Origin of the sequence: Legionella londiniensis (assembly GCF_001467825.1) — a bacterium.
Taxonomy (GTDB): domain Bacteria; phylum Pseudomonadota; class Gammaproteobacteria; order Legionellales; family Legionellaceae; genus Legionella_A; species Legionella_A londiniensis.
Genome location: NZ_LNYK01000016.1, coordinates 285,879 through 305,774, shown reverse-complemented (window position 1 = coordinate 305,774; position 19,896 = coordinate 285,879). Strand labels below are relative to the sequence as shown.

Here is a 19,896-nt window from a genome sequence, read left to right as displayed (position 1 = left end):
CGACCGGTTTTGTGAGAATGTTATGAGTGAAAAAATCAACCTGCTGAATTACAACCATCAGCAAATGCGTCAATTTTTAAAAGAATACGGCGAACAGCCTTACCGCGCCCAGCAATTGATGCAGTGGATTCACCAGGCAGGTTGCAGAGATTTTACCCAAATGACAAATTTGAGTAAAAAATTGCGTGAATTGCTCAGTCGGATTGCCGAAATACGCTTGCCGGAAATGATTCACTGTCAACAATCCAGCGACGGTACACATAAATGGTTACTGAAACTGGATTGTAATAACTGTATTGAAACCGTTTTTATTCCAGAAGCGACACGAGGCACGCTCTGTGTATCCTCTCAGGTTGGCTGTTCGTTAAATTGCAGTTTTTGTTCAACTGCAAAACAAGGCTTTAACCGCAACCTTTCTACTGCGGAAATTATTGGTCAGGTATGGCTCGCAGTCAGAGAATTATCCAGAAATAATTTTACGCACGATAAGCGTATAACCAATGTGGTTATGATGGGCATGGGAGAGCCGCTGCTTAATTTTGAAAATGTTGTATCCGCTATGGATATCATGATGGATGACTATGCCTACGGCTTATCCAAAAGAAGAGTAACCTTAAGTACCTCCGGTGTTTTGCCTTATATGGAGCGCTTGCGTGAAGTAAGCCCTGTATCGCTTGCTGTCTCCCTGCATGCCCCTAATGACGAATTAAGGAATGAGCTTGTACCCATTAACAAAAAATATCCTCTGGCACAATTGATGGATATATGCAAAAACTATTTTAAGGATGAGCCAAAGCGAAAAGTTACCTTTGAGTATGTGATGCTAAAAGGGATTAATGATCAGCCTGAGCATGCTGCGCAATTAATTAAACTGTTACACAATGTTCCTGCAAAGGTAAACCTCATTCCATTTAACCCTTTTCCTATGACACAGTATGAACGCTCGCCTTTACCTGTTATCAATGCCTTTCGGGAGCAGCTGATGGCAAAGGGGATTAACACCATTACCAGAAAAACCCGCGGTGATGATATTGATGCAGCTTGCGGCCAGCTGGCTGGCAATGTAAATGATAGAACAAGCCGCTCGGCGCGTTGGCAAAAACTGCATTTTATGCCAGTCAAGGCAAAAGCAACGGAATAATGTCCAAATTACGGTTTTTTTGACAATCGCTGATAAAAAAGCTACATGCTGTAGCCATTTTTTAATAGCAAGCAATTTGTCAGGAAATTAATTTGTGACTCATCTCTATTCACGGTTATAATGACTCCCATTCAAACTTCATTGTGAGTAACATTTGAAATTTCGTTGCTTTTTTTGTGCTGTTGTCTTGGCATTCGCTACCTCATGCGGAAAAAATGCAGAAGAAAATGAATCTGTTGTGAAAGAGCACAACCTGAATGAGGCTGCCTCTTTTAATACAAGGCTTGGCCTTGCCTATTTAAAGCAGGGAGACAGGCCGCGAGCCAAGAGAAAATTATTGATAGCGCTTGAACAGGCGCCCGATTCACCTAATGTAAATGCAGCAATGGCTTACTTTCTGGAAAAAACGGGAGTTCTGGATAAAGCGCAGGTCTATTATCAAAAGGCTATGTCCCTTGCCCCCAATAACGGCGCCCAATTAAATAATTATGGCGCGTTTTTATGCCGGCAGGGACAATATAAACAAGCAGAAAACTATTTTTTGCGTGCGGTTAAAGATGTGCAATATGAAAATACGGCGGCTGCATATGAGAATGCCGGTTTATGCGCCTTGGCTATTCCTGATACTGCAAAAGCAGCGTTTTATTTTAACAAGGCTCTGGAGCAGGATCCTTCGCGAAAACAGTCGCTCTATGAATTAGTCAAACTCGAAGCAAACAGGAATCATCTTAATGAAGCGCTCAATTTACTTCGACAATACCCGGCGCTTTCATTGCGAGACTCCCGCTTGCTTTCTTTAGCGGCGGATATTGCGCACCGCGCAGGTGATAAAGACCTCGAGGCAAACTATCGATCCTATTTACAGCGATTAAGCAATTTTTCGGAAAATACCGGAGTGAAAGATGAACACAGTAACGACCTTGGATGAAATAGAAGAGCAAGAACAGGAAAAACCAGGAGCAAAACTTGCGGCAATTCGCAAGGAAAAAGGATTCAGTACTGATTATGTTGCCGGGAAATTACATTTGCGCGTGCGCATTATTGAACTGCTTGAAGCGGATGATTACCATAGCATGCCAGAACCAGTTTTTATCAAAGGGTATTTGCGCGCTTACGCAAAACTCCTGGATATACCGGCTGAGCCTTTAGTTGAAACGTTTAACAGCCTTCATGCAGTTGAAAGAAAACCAGAAAGGGCATTGTGGCAAAGCCGGCGGGAAACAAATCGGGCTGAACATATTGTGAAGATAGTGACCGCGCTTTTTGCGATCAGTGTTTTGGTTGCTGTCGCCATGTGGTGGTACAAAAATAAGGAAAATGAACGCTTGTTCCCCAAAAATGTCAGCCAGCAAAATGAGCCCAAAAATACCCGGTCTGAAGCAGACATCCGCCTGACAGATTTATCCAACATGCGTTCCATATTGTCTTCAAAGAACAGCAATTACAGCGCTTTGGAGATTCAGCATGACTGAAAGGATTCAAGCAGTACGGGGAATGAATGATATATTGCCTGAAGAGAGCTGCCGTTGGCGCTTTTTAACGGATGCTTTTGCCCGCTGTTTAATACAATACGGCTACAAAGAAATCAAGACACCGCTGCTGGAAAGCACGCAACTGTTCAAGCGCACCATTGGTGAAGTGACCGATATCGTTGAAAAAGAAATGTATACTTTCACTGATCTGAATGGAGATAGCCTGACATTAAGGCCAGAAGGTACTGCAGGTTGCGTGCGCGCCTGCCTGGAGCACGGGCTTTTGCACAACCAGCAGCAAAAACTTTGGTATTGCGGGCCTATGTTTCGCCATGAAAAGCCGCAGAAAGGCCGTTACCGGCAATTTTATCAATTTGGCGTTGAGGCATTGGGAATAGAAGGCATTGGCATTGAACTTGAGCTTATCTCAATTTGCCAACGATTATGGCAAAAGCTTGGGCTGGGCCATGCCGTGGAGTTAGAAATCAATACTCTTGGAGAATTGGAAGAGCGTCAGGTTTATCGGGAGCAATTAGTCAGTTATTTTGAAGCCAATTACTCGCTTCTCGATGAGGACAGCAAGAAGCGGCTTCTGCGCAATCCCTTGCGGATTTTGGATAGTAAAAACCCTGACATGCAATCCCTGATAAGTGCCGCGCCAAAATTAATTGATGTAATCAGTGAACGAAGTAAAAGCCATTTTTTTGGTCTTTGCGCAGGATTAGAAGAACTCGGCATCAACTATACAATTAATCCGTTTTTGGTTCGCGGGCTGGATTATTATGGCCACACTGTATTTGAGTGGGTCACAGGGCATTTGGGCAGCCAGGGAACCGTTTGCGCAGGCGGCCGTTATGATGGCTTAATAGAGCAGATTGGCGGTAATCCTACGCCTGCTGTTGGATTTGCTATAGGTCTTGAGCGTTTGCTCCTCCTGCAAGAAAAGGTATCACAAATTGAAATACCTGAATCTGTGCCTGATATCTTTTTCATCGCGGTGGGTGATGAGGCTGTAATTCGTGCAGTAAAGCTTGCAGAAAAATTGCGTAATGACCATGGAGAATTGCAGATTATTGTCAATACGGCAGGGGGTAGTTTTAAAAGCCAGTTTAAAAAGGCGGATAAAAGCAGGGCACGTCTAGCGCTTATACTTGGCAGCGATGAAATCCAGCAAGGAAAAATCAGCATCAAGAACTTGCGTGAACCTGATGAACAGAAAACAATACCTCAGCAAGAGCTGGGTTTTTATATACAGAATTATTTGCAGTAAGGCAGGAGAACAGCATGTCGGTTTACATGACGGAAGAAGAACAAATTGAAGCAATTAAAAAATGGTGGCAAAAATATAACAACATCATTATTATTGCCGTTTCGCTTATTCTCCTGGCAACCGCTGCCTATAAGTATTGGCACTGGCATCAGGAAAAAATTGACAAGCTTGCCTCTAATACTTATGAACACTTGCTCATTGCCTATTCGAATCAGGATAATAAAAGTATCCAGTCTTATGCCAACCAGCTCATTAAGGAATATAATGGTACTGTCTATGCCGATGTTGCGCATTTAACTCTGGCCAAACTTATGGTGACACGTTTGAAATACGAGAAGGCACAAGAGCATTTGCAGTTTGTTGCGGCGAATTCAAAGATGCCCGCATTAAGGCAGATTGCAAAAATCCGCACTGCGCGCCTCTTGCTCGCACAAAAATCGTATGAAAAAGCCTTAAATGAATTGGATCAAACCGTAGATACAACTTACTTGCCCCTAATTAACGAGATAAAAGGGGATGTATATGCGGCATCGGGCCAGTTGCCGCAAGCCGCGGCTTCATATCAACAAGCGCTGAAAGCTGCGGAAACTCAGGATTTAGGTAATATTTTTCTGGAAATGAAAACTAATGAAATGGCGGCTCTTACACAATCACAAAAGAGAGATGATAAAACTCTGTCGGTAGGGTGAATGCTGTTTCTCTGACACAAGATGATTGATGATAGAATTGAGGATTTATGAATTTGTATAATAATTTTAGCTTTTGCAGGATTGGTTGGAAGTTAGCAGGATATGGAGTATTTTGTGCCGCCTTATTGGTATCTGGCTGCTCAAAAGTAGACGAGTTTATGCTGGGCAAGGACAATGCTCCAAAACCCGCATCATTAACGCCTGTAACACCAAAAATTAAACTTGCTGAAAAATGGTCCGCTCCGGTTGGAAAACCCAATTTGCAGGATACCTACTTGAAGCTGCAGCCGGTTGTCCGCAACAAAACAATTTATACCGCAGATGTCAGCGGGCTTGTTCAGGCAATCGATGCAGATACAGCAAAGGTGCTATGGTCTACGCAACTAACTGATAAATTACAAAGCGGGCCAAGTGTTGCTGAGGGATATTTGGCGCTTGGAACCGATTCATCAAAAATAATCATGCTTCGCCTTTCTGATGGAAAAGAATTATGGCAGGCAAAAGTTTCTGGTGATGTGCTTGCAAAGCCTGCCATTGCCCAGGGAAAAGTGATTGTCAAAACCATTAACGGGAACTTGTATTCTTTTAATGCTGCAACCGGGGAAAAACAATGGGTGTTTGATCATGGCGCGCCCGGATTAATTTTAAAAGCCAGTTCTTCGCCAAAAATCCTTGATAAGCTGGCTCTCGTCGGTTTTTCAGATGGCAAATTAGATGCGATTGATTTACAAACCGGTGGTATTGTCTGGCAAAGAAGCATTGCTTACGCAAATGGCGCAAGCGATGTTGAACGTTTAGTCGATATTGACGCTGATCCAGTCATTCGCGGCAAGACTTTATTTTTGGCAACCTATCAAGGTTATGTTGGTGCACTGTCTCTAGATAATGGGGAATTTATCTGGAGAAAACCTGCCTCAACTTTTAAAAACATTGCGATAGACAATCGCTCTTTATATATGACTGACAGTGACGATGTGATTTGGGCATTTGATCTTCAAAGCGGACAAGTGCAATGGAAACAACCAGCCTTGAAAGCCCGTGGGGTTACTGAGCCTGTGATCATGGGAAATCGATTGGTACTCGGCGATAAAACGGGATATCTTCATGTTCTTTCAGTACATAATGGCGATTTTATATACAGGAAAGAACTTGGTGCTCCTGTACAGACAGCTCCTGTTGTTTCCAATTCAGAACTTTATGTACTGACGGCAAATGGCAAGCTTAATCATTTTTCGGTGAGCTGAGATTATGGTACCGGTTATTGCGTTAGTAGGCCGGCCAAATGTCGGCAAATCTACTTTATTTAATCGTTTGACCCGCACGCAGGATGCAATCGTTGCTGATTTCCCGGGATTAACAAGGGATCGGCAATACGGCGAGGCTATCTATGATGATAAACCATTTATCGTGATAGATACCGGAGGAGTCGGGGTAGATGATGAGGCTGTTGATGAATTGATGTCCAGGCAATCAGAAGTTGCATTGCATGAGGCTGATATTATTTTTTTTCTGGTTGATGGGCGCGCAGGGTTAACCCCCATTGATCAAACGATTGCTGATAAACTCAGGAAAATCAGCAAACCTGTATTTCTCGTTATTAACAAAACCGATGGCCTGGATGAAGCATTAGCTTCCGCAGATTTTCAAAGCCTGGGTTTTGGCGAGCTTTATCCTGTCTCTGCAACTCATGGCCGAGGCATCCAGGCTCTCTTAAAAAGAGTGACAGTAACTTTTCCTCCCATAAAAGAGGCTGAGAAAATCCCGGAAAAAGGCACAAAAATCGCTTTTGTCGGGCGTCCGAATGTCGGCAAATCAACGCTCGTCAATCGCATGCTGGGTGAAGAAAGGGTGGTTGTATACGACATGCCTGGCACGACAAGAGACAGCATTGCCATCCCTTTTGCAAGAGAGGGGCAGGATTATGTCTTAATTGACACAGCAGGTGTCCGAAGGCGCGCCAAAGTGGACGAAAAAATCGAAAAATTTTCTGTCATAAAAACGCTGCAAAGCATTCGTGAGGCCCATGTGTGCCTCATGCTCCTGGATGCGCGAGAAGGATTAACCGATCAGGATTTACATTTGTTGGGATTTATCATCGAGACAGGCAAGGCATTGGTTATTGCAGTCAACAAGTGGGACGGTCTTGATGCCGAACAGAAAGAACGCGTCCGGCAAATGATTGATAGAAAACTTCAATTTGTACAGTTTGCAAAAATCAGATTCATCTCAGCCCTTCATGGAAGCGGCGTTGGTTTATTATTTCAGGATATCGATCAAGCTTATGCTTCTGCGATGCAAACTTTTTCCACTCCGCGATTAACCCGTTTGCTGCAGGATTTTGTCAGCCAACATGAGCCGCCGTTAGTCAAAGGCCGCCGCATTAAACTTCGTTATGCCCATCCTGGCGGACATAATCCCCCTGTTATCGTGATTCACGGCAATCAATTGGAGGCACTGCCGGACAGTTATAAAAGATATCTTGCAAATTCCTATACAGAAGCGCTTGGTCTTGTGGGAACCCCATTAAAACTGGAATTTAAAGGCACCATCAACCCATTTCAAGGTAAAAAAAATAAATTGACGCCAAGGCAAATCAAGCAGAAGAAAAGGCTGATGCGCCATGTAAAAAAACGTTAGACCCTGCCCGCCTTAAGACAGCCGGGCGAGCCAGGATATTGTGAGCATGTTTAATAAAACAAAAATCATCAGGAAAGAACAATTACACCAGGGTTATCTGAGTGTGGCTAAATATGACTTGCAAGTTCCCAGCTTAAGCGAGAAGAAAGCGGCAAGAATAGTACGAGAGCAGGAAATAGTAAATACTTCAGACTCGGTACTGGTATTGGTATATGTTCCGAAATCAGACAGTTTTGTTTTATGCCGGGAGTTTCGTCCAGGCGTTTTTTTGAATCATGCAAAGGACGATCCTTTTATCCTGCAAGGCGTTGCTGGAACTATAGAAAATCATGAGCGACCTGAAGAAACTGCCCATAAAGAAGTTTACGAAGAAACAGGCCTTGAGATTAAAACGCTTCAACCAATTGCCGCAGTGTATAAAAGCCCGGGCATCCTGACGGAAAAAGCCTATCTTTATTATGCTGAAATTACAGGCTCTCCGAAAAGCGGTTTTTACGGGGTAGGCAATGAGGAAATAAAGACCGTGATTATCAACCGAAAAGAAGTGTTTTCCCTGATGGATGAATTTAAAATCCTCGATTCTGCCACCTTGCTTGCCTTAACCTGGTTTAGAGTACAAAAAAACGGCTGACAAACGGACAATGGCCGCCATGTTCTATAATAAAATTCGAACCTTAAAAGGCAAAGATTAAATTATTACCCAAAAAAATCAGTGCCTTTGGGTTTGGAACAATAGTCAGGATTCAATGATAAAGTGCACTCTGGATACTTCTGTGCTTTGCCCGCCGGTTGGGTAGACCATAAGTTTCTTTTCAGTTTCATCGGCTCCTACACATAGATCGAACTCTATCTCAACTTGCGCGCTGGTATGTTTTTTAACAGCAGCCAGGGTTTGCTCAATTAACAGCTCCAAATCCATCCGATGCATAAACAGTTCCTTTTAAAAATAGTTTTATCTATCATAACCTGGAATCTCCATTCGGCTCCATATTTAACGCTTAAGCCCATGACTGCTGTCGCCTGCTTTTGGCAAGGCAATCAGGGCTTCAAGATTATTTGCCAGGTATTGCAAGCGATAGGGGATGGAATTTCGGTTCTTTTTCAGACCATCCGCAAACTCTGCCAACTCTTGCGAATCAAGTTTTCCTGAATTGTTATCCATCTTCTCTTTATATTCCATCAATATCTTCTTAAACCCATTGGTAGATTTTGTATCTGGCATAAAGTCTGCCAAATACTTGATATGCATGGCCAGTTGTGATTCAAGGATATCGTTTAAGACCGTAACCATATCTTCCTTGATATCAGGCTGAGACAAACCGTCTTTGGCCAACTTGACAAACATTTGCATGCTAATGTCCATTAGGCGGCTGTAGCCCTTAAAATTGTAATTATTTTTATCATTTTCCATGATGTCATTTTGGGTACACAAAATCTGCTCCAGGGCGCTTTTATAAAATTGCGTTTTATCTGTCTTTTTCTCATCGATTAGGCTGAGGTTAGAAAATAAACTTTCTGCCTGCCACTTCCGGCTTTGATTTGTCCACCAAAAACTGGCGTAGCGGTTTCGCTGCTGCTCAAAATATGCGGCGTATTTTCCAGAAATGCCCGCATCCTCTTTTGAACCTTTAATATCACCGCGATATTCCATGGGGTGGCGGCTGATGCCAACCATTTCCTGGGTGAAGGCAATCAGATTCTGAAACGACTTTTTAAATTTTGCGCGGGAGGAACTGTTTGCGCCACCCAAACTTTCAGGAATGATAATCTTTTCTAGTAAACTATTGGCCAGCTTATTAAAATGATCCCAGCATGTTTTCTTAAATTGCTCTCCCAAATCCAGCAAACCATGATGCAGATACTGCATGATTTTGGCGCGCTTTTCCTGATTTGGGCTATCATATTCCTTAAAATAAGACATATATTGATTATTGCGGTCAAGTTCAGTCGCGTCATGTGTTACCGTTTCTAACTCTTCCTGAAGTTTTACCAGTTTAGATCTGAATGTAGCCAATTGATTCTTGCAAACATGTTCATAAAGGTTCATGAGCAAATCTTCAGTAACCTTACCCTTATAATCTTTGAGCGCTTGTATAACATCAAGCCACAAACGAAGGGTTTCCTCGCCTGGCAGCGTATCTTGAGTTACAGGAGGCAATATCCTCTCCGCAAAATTTCTTTTGGCGGTATCTAATTGATTCAGCGCATTGAAATATTCAAAATATTTAGCCAAATCCTGATTAGAAATTTTCTTCTCAACAAAAAGCGCCGCAATTGCTTTGATATTCTTTTCTTTGAGATGAGAATGATTTATTGCTTTTTCATAGAAAACTTTCCATTCTAAAGCCGAAGGAGAGTTGGGTTTAAAGAATAACGCTTGTAACGATTTTTTATCAGTGATGTTACTATGCATTGCGCAAGAGTTGAAATGAGCGTATAAATCAAAATAACCATCTAACTGATCGGCAACCCGGGTATCTTTCTCTTCAAGTTTTTTACTGAAATTTTGGGCCTCTTCCGTGTTTATTTGAGCAAGCCTTTGCTTGATGGTGGAAATTTCATCCTGATTGAATAAAATCTTTTTATGCTCGTCGCCCGGCTCAAGCTGCTGAATTTTTTTATTAAGGCTTCCCAGCAGTTTTTTTAATGCCGTGACTTCATGGGCAGTGAAGTTCAACAGCGCATAACTCATATCGGATTCTTTATTGAATTGAGTAGCCAGCTCGATGGCATCTTCGGCTGGTACATGAACGTAATTGCGATTTGCAGCAACAGCAAAAAACCGTTTTGCTTTTTCACAAGGCATTTTTTCATATAAGTCAGCCAGGATATGATGGTTCTCAGTTCCTGTAATATTTTTTTGCTTCACATACTGGTTAAAGTAATCACCAGCCTCATGCAGCGTTTGCAATCTTTTCTTCATCGCGCCAAATTCATGCTGGCTGTCAATGTCCTGAAGCTCCTTATTGATATACTCTAAAGAAGTCTCAAGCGGCAAACTGGTTAATGGTTTTATCACATCTTCGATGAATTCTTGACTTTCTTCCTGAGTTGAAATTTTTTCCAAAAGCTCATTGACAGTATCCTCATCAAGAGGCAAACGAGCAGCCATAAAATGCAGCAAGCGGCCGCGATGGACCGGCTCAAGGTTTGCGAGCATAGCCAAATCAGGCAAATAATCCTTGCTGTTTAGCAGGACAATAGCCAGTAAAGGACGCATCATGGGACGCAAGTCTTTTTGATTTAACTTCTCTTGATGCTCTTTAAGGTATTGATGCAGCCGAGCGATACGGTCTTTTGCGATCCTTTCATCAAGCGTCAAGATATTGTTAATAAAATAACCCAGATCTCCCGTGTTGGCGTCAGCAAAGTAACGCGTTAACACATCGGTTGAATGATGGTTATCAGCAAATATTTGATTGAGCCTTGATAGATTCGTATCATCCAGGCGATCCCTGAAACGCGCTTCATGCATCACGGTTATCAGTTTTTCAACAAAAGAAGCTGAGCCTTTCCCATCAGCTACCAGGTGGGTTGTAATCGTGTTCACAGCAAGGAATAGCAACTTGCCATTGAGCGTGATGGTTTCGGCATTGGGGAAAATTTTTTCATTGAGCTTTTCGTGCCCAAAGAATTTCTCAAAAACAGCAATATACTCCTGGAGTTTCTCCTCATCCCCGCTGCGTTCGCTTAATTTGTCTACCATATAAGCGAGTGATTGGCAAGGCATGCGATGCATTGAACCATGCTTTTTAATCAGGGCGCTTAATCCATTAAATAACGCTTCAGGATTCTCGCTTTTCCCGCTTGCAGCTAACAACATTTTGAACAGGAGCTCATGGTGTTTGGGATAAGAGACAATGCGTATCTTTTCTATGCCTTCATCAACATCCCCCATATTCGGAATATTCACCGGGATGATTTTGGTTTCAATACCATAGAGTACATTTTTTTGCTCATCATTGAGTTTGTATTCTCTTTTTTTCTGAGCCTCTGCAAACCATGCCTGATAGCATTGAATAAACGCATCCATATTTTTGGGTTGTGATTCAATTCTATGCTCGGATTCCAGAATCACTTTTTTCTCTTTTTTCTCTGTTTTAGATTGTTGCTGTAATTTGGTTAGGCAATGCCCGTCAAGCTCACGATGATTGAATGAGAGGCCAGCCCATATGTTTTCCACTTTTTCAAAAAATTCTTGATAAACTTCTTCACTGTCGCACTGTTTGCCAGCGAGGCGTGAGTTCCAGGCTTCATCAATTTTCTTGCGCGCATCAAGCCATTGAGTTTTTAGCGATTTGCGGCTTTGCTCATACCCGAAAGCCTCACTTTTCATGTTTTGATGCAGCACATCCATCACATTGCCTGAAAGTACTGCAAGCAGATTTTCCTTGCGGCGGATAAATTTATCCTGCTCCTGCTTGAGCTCATGTTTTAACTGCTGGGTAGCTCGGGTAATGACAATTTTATTTTGCGTTTCTTCTGATTTTTCTAACCATTTCCATTTTTGAGAACCGCGCTTGCTGTTTTTTTCCAGTTTTTTAGTTAAATGCTGCTGTTGTTCTTTTTCAATCTGTAAAAGCCTTTCTTGGTGATTTTCATATAAAGCTTTATGCTCATTAAGAACCTCTGCATAGTTGATGATATCCTGACAGGTTCCCAAAGCGCCGTTTCGGCCCTGGCGGCCGCGCTCTTGTTTCTCAACCCGGGGGATAGCAGGATAGGTTCGCAGTACCATCAATCCCTTTGTAGATTCAGGCTTAATATCCGTACCACGTCCCAGGCGTGAACTGATGGTGACTGCACCTATTTTACCGGCGAGAGGCACAACCTGACTTTCAGATTTACCGCTGTCATTAGTGTCTACGGTAAGCGTGCCTTTAAATTCTTCTGTCTCTTTTAATTTTTTTTGAATGGCGGCTGCAATGCGTTTTACGGCTTTATCGTCTTTACAGGTAATTAAGATTGGCTGGTCCTGGTTAGCAAGAATTTGTTTTACCAGTTTATCAATCTGATCATTAAATGATTCAGCGAATTCTGCAGGCAGAAATTCTGTTCTGATTTTTTCGTGAGTTGGCATTTTAATGACATTTCTGATGCCATACTCTTTTTCATAGAATTCTAAATCAACCTCATTACCGGCGGTTCCTGTGCAGCCTTCGAGTTTTTTATAATATTTTTTCAGCAAATACTGCGCGTTTTGCGAGAGGGCAATTTGGGTGACCGGATCAACAAAGAAATCCGGTTTTTGCCCTTTTTCTACGGCGTCATGATTTAAGCGTACATGTAAAAACTGCTGCACCAAATCACTATAGGTTGAGCCTTCGATGACCTGATTGTTAATCATCACTTTCGCAGCGCGAGTTGTGATTTTCATGCCGCTGACCTGTTTTAAGTCGGGGCGCACACAGAATTTGTCATCAGGTTCCATATGATGCGCGATGTGGGCAGCGGTCAATAAGTCTTTTAATTTGCCATTACGCAGCCTGATTGCATCTTCATTGTTTTGTTCAGCAGCGGGGCTGATGTATTTACCCCAAAAAGTTGAGCCTTTGGGGCTGTTTTTAAGTTCACGATAGAGGGCATCACAGAGCGCTTTAAGGCCTGGATTTTCAGTAACGGTTAAAATACCGCTTTTATTGGGAAAGAAATATTGTTCGTTTTCTTTATGCTTTAGATAAAAATCATAGGTAATGCGGTACACCCATTCATCAAGGTTATAGATTTTATTATCGCTATTGCCTTCTTCTGAATCAGAAAAATTGAACTGGGTTTGCTCATCTTTAAGGACATGATCGCATTCATCGATAAAGGCAACGCGTTTTTCTCTATCCAGATCAATCTTATCTTTTCCATCCCAGATATGGCGGGAGTGGAACAGGCTGAAGTTGCCAATGGTCGCATAATTGATTGCGCCAATATCAGAGTTAGAAGGTTTTGTTTTGTATTTGGCGGCAGGGGAGCCTTCACTGATGTACGCATGAGGGATTCCCATGGCATCAAGTACGGGTGCGAATTCTTCGTGATCTCGTTCTGACAAGCTCGCTTTGGCGCTGAACACATCTACCACATGACCTGTTAATGCGAGGAAAGAAGAGCGCATGATAGTGATGATACTTTTACCCTGGCCAGTACGCAGTTGATGAATAAGGCTTTCATCGTTGTGTGTGGCTGCATAAAGCAAATCAAGCATTTGGGTGTGGTTCGCGAATTTGCCTGATTTGCGCAGCAAAATCTCCCTCATGCAGGCTAATACCCGGGCAGAGGCGTAATCTTTATCGATATTTTGGCTGTTTTTGATTTCCTGAATGCCCTGTTCCAGGGTTTTCTTTAAATCTTCCATTCTCATGCGGTGCAGTTGCTGCACATCGCTGTAATCATTGGTGTAATACAAGAGATTGAGCAGCTTTTTTTGCTCATCAATGCTGATGTATCCTCTGCCTTTGAGTTTCAGGCCTTTTAATACGCGGGCTAAATCCTCACGGTCTTTCTCGTCAATGCTGTAAATACGCTTGGATGAGCCATTTTTGTCTTTAGCCTGTTCAACACTTTCAAATTCATGAATTAAATCGCTTGCTGATTTAGTTGGGCAACGTTTAAGCAAGTCGCAAAGCAGTTTTTCAGAGGGTCTTGGCTCGTCCGCCATGTAAAGCGCCAGCTGTTCTGCTTCGTCTTTAGACCATGTTTGTAACTCATTAGAAATGTCTAAAAAGACTTTGGCATTTTCATTGAATGATAAATGATTTATGGCCTGCACCAGGATAATTTGAATGGCATATGCATTTCTTCCTTCGCCCCTTAAGGCTGTAAGAAGTGAAATAGCCTCATCTTTGTCAAAACTGTTATGACGCGTACTTTCATCAATTAATAAATTGATTAATTTGATTTGACTTTCTTGCCATACAGGCTTGAGATAGTTTGGAAGTAAATCAGGTTGTTCAACAACTGCCTTTAGAACACCTAATTCCGGAGGCATCGATAAATCAAGATAATTATTAATTAACCGGCAAACGGCTTCTGGCCATTTTGAACTGATGGATTCATCTTCATCCAGGCTTCCCAGTTGCCTGACTACATAATGAATTACTTTTGTTTCAATTTTTTCGCTTTTTAAAGCCCATCGCACCAAGACGGGTTTATAATGATTCGGCAGATCATTATAGGTAATTGTTTGAACTAACTTCTGTTTTTCCGCATCTCCATTCTCGTTTAAATGATGAAGGTTGGAATTTAAAAGAGAAGACTTGGGGTTATTCAATTCATGGCTTAACAGTTCTTCCAAAAGGTTAACGGGATAGTGCGCGAAGGCCCTTTCCTCTTGGTTTACCAGTTTCTCGAGCCAGGAAGTCAGCTGCGGTAAAGAATAAATACATTCCGGTTTGGCGCTTTTGGCTTTTTGCAGCAGTAAGCCAAGAACCTGGCCTAAATCGTTATAATGCGTTTTATTGTCAAGCCCGATCATCAAACGCTGAAATGATTCCAGTTGTTTTTTAACCGCTTCTTCATTGCCTTCATCTTTAACAGCAACATGGCCGAGCAATTGCTGCATTAAAGTTTTATTATGCTCTTTAAAGGTCGATAAAAAGCGTTTTTCGAGAAACTCCAGGGTTTCTTTGGGTTCTTTGTTCTCGAGTTTGCGGAAAGGGGAGTCCTGGACAGTGATGGCGCATCCTTTTTCAATCCATTGATTCACTATCTCTTGTCTGGTGTTTCTTGCTTCCACGCGTTGTGATTTGCTGGCAATCGCGCTGAATGCTTCTCTCAGTTCTTCACGAGAGGGCAGGTAGGTTGATTTTGCAAAATCGATCGATTCCAGTTGTGCAAGAAAAAGCTTAATCTGGAGCGTACGTTTAACGCCGGCAAGCGGGTCGATTTCTTGCCAATTTTGGCTATTTTTTTCATAATCTTCCAGAAGCCAAGGATAGGCAGTAAACAATCCGTGATCCAGGATCTTTCCTGGTTTATCAATTTTTAGCAAGCGGGCAAGCTTGTCTTGCGGCTTGTCCTGATGGCATTGCAGGGCACGGCCGCAGGCATTGATAAATTCAAGTTCATCATCATCAAGTTGAAGATCGCCCAAACCAATCTTGTTTTGTTGTAAGGCTTTAGCGAAATGGACAATATCCTCAAAACGCAAGTGTAACGTATCGGGCAGTAGCTCTTTGTCCAGTAACAGTTGTTTATTGATCCAGACGATCAAATCAGAGTTAACTTCTTTCGTATCACTTAAAGTGTTCACGAGTGAAGTGAGGGTGCTTGGCTCTTTAAAATGATTGAGATTATTCACGCCTATGGCAAGCGACGCTGTAAAAAGGCGTAACAATTCAGGGTTTTCAGCAAGTTTTGCAACCTCAATCAATTTTTGATACTGGTCAAACTCGTTATACCGAAGCTGCATGCGCTCACTGGCAAAGCGAAGCGCATGGGTTTTGAGATCCTTAATTTCACCTTCATCCCAGCGGGGCATATAAGTAGCTGCAAGGGACTTATTGGTACTCGTGAGCTTTTCAAGTTGCAATCCTTCCTTCCAATAAGGATAGGATTCATAGCGGCTCGCGTAATAGTAGCCATTATGCCGCCAGTCAATCTTGTCAATATTATCCAGAATATGCTGTTGAACGAGGTCGCGATCCAATTGGTTTTCAGCATTTTTTAACACCCGATGCAGGCGGTCGCAAAAGACCAAACCATTAAAGTTGGATGTGGCTTGCAGATAGTTGGAAATCGCATCTTCATTGAGCGTTAATTTTTTTTGTTCAATATAAGTGAGAAGGGTTTGATAGGCATGCCATAACTTGGCATAGGACATGTGGCCTGTGGCCTTGCCGTGAGCATCAACGAGCCGCCACCAGATTTCTGATTCAGTTTTATGGCCTTTCAGGCTTTGCATGCTCAAGGCCATGGCATCCACTTCTTCTTTTTCTAATAATTCAGTCCAGTTTTCTGAGGGATCAAGCAGCCGTTCTTTCCAGATAGCGAAATGCTTCTCACCAAAAGTTTCAAGCATTTGGTCAGCAATGAACAACCAGTGTTCAGTGCCGTTTGTTTTTTTATTGGATTGTTGAGTAAAATCAACGTCATAAAAATTAAATAACTGGCCGAATGCTTTTAAGTTTTTATCGGTGAGTCGATTTTTATTGAAGAGAATAGAGCAAAGTTCCTTGGATGCTTTATTGCCTTCTGCCCATGCCTTCAATGCGTTCAGGCAATCTTCATCATTTCCGGGAACCTTGATTTCCTTATAGGCTTCATAGCGCTGCAGGGTAACTGATGCGTCTTCGCTCGAGATCGTTTCCTCGTCTTCTCTAAGAAGGTCTATGCCTTGTTTGGCACGGTTGAGTCTTTGTGCGTCCTTATCTTCCGTTGCCAAATATTTCCACAAAGTTTCTTTGATGGTTAAATCGCCTTTGCTATCAAGGGGTGTGAATTGGCGAAAATCACCGCGAAATTCAATGGCTTTTTTTCGCGGATGGAGTTCAACGGTAAAGGGGTTACGCTGTTTTAAGGTTAAATCAGCACGTTTTCGTAGATCATCGATTTCACGTTTTGCACTAAAACATAAGATTAAACCTTGTTTGGACTCCCTTGAATAAGCGAGATAAAAACCAGGAGGCAGGTTGTCTTTGGCAATACCCAGGCGAAACTGCGGCGCGTAGTCCATCATTTTTTTTACGGCTTCGGGCTCAATCTTTTCAATGACATGCCTTGCATCACGCTCACTGCCAACCCATTGCGAGAACAGGTCGCTTAATTGTCCGCTAAAGCCTGATAAGTCTTTGATTTCTCCCGCAAGATTTTGCCAATATTGCTTACAGGTTTCATTCTCATTAATATTGCCGCGCGTAATCAGCAGACCTTCATTGCCGCCATAAGCTTCAATCTGCTGCTCCTGTTCCTGTTCCTGCTGCTGTTCTTCCTGTTGTTGTTCCTCTTGTTGCATTTCCTGCTGCTGCTCTTGCTGCATTTGCTGCTGGATACCTGGCGCCTGGGAAACCAGAGGATAAGTCATGCCTTGTTCATCCCATGGCTGCTCATTGGCGTGCATAGTGGCTGATAAAATCAATTCTGCCTTAAGGTCGTTGCGTGCATAGTTGTAAATATTCTCAGTTTGCTTTGCGAGCTTTTGGTGATTGACTTTACGCTGATTATCTTGAATTTTATTTTGGATGAGGCGATAGCGATCTTTTAGCTTTCTTTGCTCTTCATTTTCTATATAAGCTTCCCGGTCCCAAACGGGAATACGGATTTGCAGTTGCCAGTTAGGGTTTTTCTGCAGCAATTCTTCCATTTGCTCAATAAAAGCTTCACCCTGCTTATTATTAGGGAGGTTATACAAAACGACTTCGGGCGTTTCTTCCTGGAAATCCTCTTTACGCTGATTGACTGCTTTCAGCAATCTGCCGATGGCCTCGATATTTTGTTTGTCGAGCGTTTCTGGAAAAACTAACGATAAGGACTTAAAGAGCGGCATGCATCGCGTGCGGTAATCTTTTGTATAGAAATATTGTCTTTTATCAAAATCTTCTATTTTAGAAGCCAGGTGATTAATATAATCACTGGCAGAATCAGTTAAGCTGCCGGCAAGATCAAAAGTTGCATTGAGGTTCGGGGCGGGCTCTTTATATTGAGGCTTCCAGCTTGTTGGGAATAGTGCATTTAATTGGGTAAATAGCGCATCCAAACCATCCTTGCCCATTTCCGCAATTTGCGCATAGGACCAGGCTTTGCCAGACAAACCGCTATGCTGTTCATGATCGCAGTATTCTTGTTTCCATTCGTTCAGTGGTTTTCTAACCTGATTGTATAAATCAAGATCCAAGATCGGCTCTTGCTGGAAGAAACTAATCATTTCTTTTCCAACAGAAGCCCATAATGCCTGACGACCTTCAATACTGTTCTTGGCGGAAGCTAATAAATCAGGGGCAAAACTTTGCAGAAACCGGTTGCGGGCGGCAGCGTGCATTGGGTAGGTAAAGTTGTCTTTGTTTTGCTGGAAATTTTGTGGGTTAATGGGGCGTACTGTTTTTAAATTGATATCGTAAGTTGCCAAATCTTTAACAAAACCATGAGTATAGACAGGATTGGCCATCACCAGACGTTCTACAGGTGAGTGATAAATGGTTTTATATGCCTGATGCTGCAGTGTGGCATCGGCTTCAGTAGGCTGGTAAGTGAATGTTTTGCTGTCTTCCGATATAGAAAATATATGTGTTTCAAATGATTCAATCATATGCATATATCGGATATTTTTTTCAAACTCAGAACGCCCGTCTCCAAAGAGGAAACCCTGATTTTCTAAACGCCAGCTTTGTGCATAACATGATTGCAAATCAAATTTGCTAAAAGGAGCGCGGTGAACAAAAGCAGAATGAATTTTTTGCTTGGAAGAGCCCCAATAAGTATGTGAAATCATCTGGTCAATTACATTCTCCCATAAGAGGGAAGCAGGAACATCGTGGCGATATTTTTCTAATTCGGGTTTATTGATGCTCTTCAAAAAGCACCAGGGGAATACTCTTCCCAGCAGCACCGCATGCCACTGATTTTCTTTAGATAGAGAATCATCATCGTTTTTAGCGTTTAACTGATAGTCAACGGGGTGGATATTAACTGTTCCCGGAACTTTTTCAAAAAATGACGCATAATTTTGCTTATCATTCGGTACATAGGCTGTCCAATTATTTGAGCTTGTCTTATGTAAAAGAACCCACAAGGGATTTTGCTCTGAACCTACGTTAACAAGCAGTGATTGGTAATGCTCCCATTGCGCGGGATCAAAATCGGCTAATTTGGTATAGTGGGAGGGAGCATATTTTGTGCAGTAAATGTTACCTTTGCGTGACTGGCTCTTGAGTTCTTTGGCAACCATGCCTGAACTGTCTTGAGAGTAAAGAAAGCGAATCAAGTCAATGTGGGTTGGCCTACTCCCCGCAAGGTTCGTCTGAGACAAAAATTGCGGGTAAGAAGAACAGCCAATATATCGACTGATATAATTATCATCAACATCATGGAATGGATAACCTTCGATAAGGTTTTGAAATACCCCCTCTTCAATGTCACGCCATGAAAAATTCGGTTTGGTAAAATGGCTTATCTGTAACTCCCCCCAGGATTTGATGTGAGGGTTTTCAATGAGTGAAATTAACTGGTGTTTCAAATAGTGTTCTAAAAAAATAAATGGTAACTGGCCTTCGCTTGCGTAGCCAAGATCAAGCCAGGGATGCCGTTTCAGCAATGCTCCAATAAAAGATTCTGCATTCAATTGTTTCAATTGTGTTTCAAAAATGGATTTTAGATCTTTTTCCCACAGGCTCTTGAATTGTTCTGTATATTTGTTTTGAATCTCACGTTCGAACTGAAAAGCATGAGCGGTAGCTTTCAAAGGCGGATTTGGCTTTAACGATGAGTGCTGTGGAATAGAACTTTGCCACTCCTGAAGCTTTTGACGATATTCTTCCTGATCTTGTTTATATTGCTCGTCATATATTTTTTGCTGTTCTTTGACTTTTTCATTCACTTCTTTTTCAATGTTGGATCGATTTGCCCGCAACCAGGAATCTTCTAATTTTGACTTAACATCATTTAAAACGGCGTTTTGTACGCTTTTGATAGTATTCTCTAAGTTATACATAGCATAATCCAGTTGTTTGTGGCGATTAAATTCAGTCTGATTAATAAATAATACTT

10 protein-coding genes are annotated in these 19,896 nt (G+C 42.2%); 8 read left to right on the top strand and 2 right to left on the bottom strand.

All coding sequences use genetic code 11. From position 1 onward, the window contains the following. The first annotated feature begins 22 nt into the window (after positions 1-22). From rlmN to Llon_RS07150, 8 genes are all read left to right on the top strand, one after another. Entirely contained in the window at positions 23-1,141 is a 1,119-nt protein-coding gene (rlmN, locus tag Llon_RS07185; RefSeq protein ID WP_058529379.1) for a dual-specificity RNA methyltransferase RlmN, read from the top strand. A 154-nt stretch (positions 1,142-1,295) separates the two neighbouring features. Beyond that, a complete protein-coding gene (pilW, locus tag Llon_RS07180; RefSeq protein ID WP_058529378.1) occupies positions 1,296-2,069 on the top strand; it encodes a type IV pilus biogenesis/stability protein PilW in 774 nt (257 codons plus the stop codon). After that, positions 2,044-2,613, top strand: a complete 570-nt coding sequence (locus Llon_RS07175) for a helix-turn-helix domain-containing protein (protein ID WP_058529377.1) — start codon at positions 2,044-2,046, stop codon at positions 2,611-2,613. Before pilW ends, Llon_RS07175 begins: the two co-directional genes overlap by 26 nt. Further along, positions 2,606-3,883, top strand: a complete 1,278-nt coding sequence (hisS, locus tag Llon_RS07170) for a histidine--tRNA ligase (protein ID WP_058529376.1) — start codon at positions 2,606-2,608, stop codon at positions 3,881-3,883. The genes Llon_RS07175 and hisS overlap by 8 nt, the downstream gene beginning before the upstream one ends. Before the next feature lie 14 nt (positions 3,884-3,897). Next, on the top strand, positions 3,898-4,572 hold the full coding sequence (locus tag Llon_RS07165) for a YfgM family protein (RefSeq protein WP_058529375.1): 675 nt from the start codon (positions 3,898-3,900) through the stop codon (positions 4,570-4,572). A gap of 47 nt (positions 4,573-4,619) precedes the next feature. Next, complete coding sequence (gene bamB, locus Llon_RS07160; RefSeq protein WP_083503282.1) at positions 4,620-5,816, top strand: outer membrane protein assembly factor BamB; 1,197 nt, start codon at positions 4,620-4,622, stop codon at positions 5,814-5,816. 4 nt (positions 5,817-5,820) lie between these two features. After that, on the top strand, positions 5,821-7,209 hold the full coding sequence (gene der, locus Llon_RS07155) for a ribosome biogenesis GTPase Der (RefSeq protein ID WP_058529374.1): 1,389 nt from the start codon (positions 5,821-5,823) through the stop codon (positions 7,207-7,209). 46 nt (positions 7,210-7,255) lie between these two features. Next, positions 7,256-7,840, top strand: coding sequence for an NUDIX domain-containing protein (locus Llon_RS07150; RefSeq protein WP_058529373.1), 585 nt, complete (start codon positions 7,256-7,258; stop codon positions 7,838-7,840). Between the two features lie 105 nt (positions 7,841-7,945). Here the strand turns inward: Llon_RS07150 and Llon_RS07145 are convergent, their stop codons facing one another. Together Llon_RS07145 and Llon_RS07140 are read right to left on the bottom strand one after the other, a co-directional pair. After that, positions 7,946-8,137, bottom strand: coding sequence for a hypothetical protein (locus Llon_RS07145; RefSeq protein WP_058529372.1), 192 nt, complete (start codon positions 8,135-8,137; stop codon positions 7,946-7,948). Positions 8,138-8,200: 63 nt separating this feature from the next. After that, positions 8,201-19,840 (bottom strand): hypothetical protein, encoded by an 11,640-nt coding sequence (locus Llon_RS07140; protein WP_058529371.1) that lies wholly within the window; start codon positions 19,838-19,840, stop codon positions 8,201-8,203. Positions 19,841-19,896 lie beyond the last annotated feature (56 nt).

Coding starts and splice junctions, on each gene's coding strand:
- rlmN (WP_058529379.1), top strand. CDS start 23: ATGAGTGAAAAAATCAACCTGCTGAATTACAACCATCAGCAAATGCGT.
- Llon_RS07175 (WP_058529377.1), top strand. CDS start 2,044: ATGAACACAGTAACGACCTTGGATGAAATAGAAGAGCAAGAACAGGAA.
- hisS (WP_058529376.1), top strand. CDS start 2,606: ATGACTGAAAGGATTCAAGCAGTACGGGGAATGAATGATATATTGCCT.
- Llon_RS07165 (WP_058529375.1), top strand. CDS start 3,898: ATGTCGGTTTACATGACGGAAGAAGAACAAATTGAAGCAATTAAAAAA.
- bamB (WP_083503282.1), top strand. CDS start 4,620: ATGAATTTGTATAATAATTTTAGCTTTTGCAGGATTGGTTGGAAGTTA.
- der (WP_058529374.1), top strand. CDS start 5,821: ATGGTACCGGTTATTGCGTTAGTAGGCCGGCCAAATGTCGGCAAATCT.
- Llon_RS07150 (WP_058529373.1), top strand. CDS start 7,256: ATGTTTAATAAAACAAAAATCATCAGGAAAGAACAATTACACCAGGGT.
- Llon_RS07145 (WP_058529372.1), bottom strand. CDS start 8,137: ATGCATCGGATGGATTTGGAGCTGTTAATTGAGCAAACCCTGGCTGCT.
- Llon_RS07140 (WP_058529371.1), bottom strand. CDS start 19,840: ATGTATAACTTAGAGAATACTATCAAAAGCGTACAAAACGCCGTTTTA.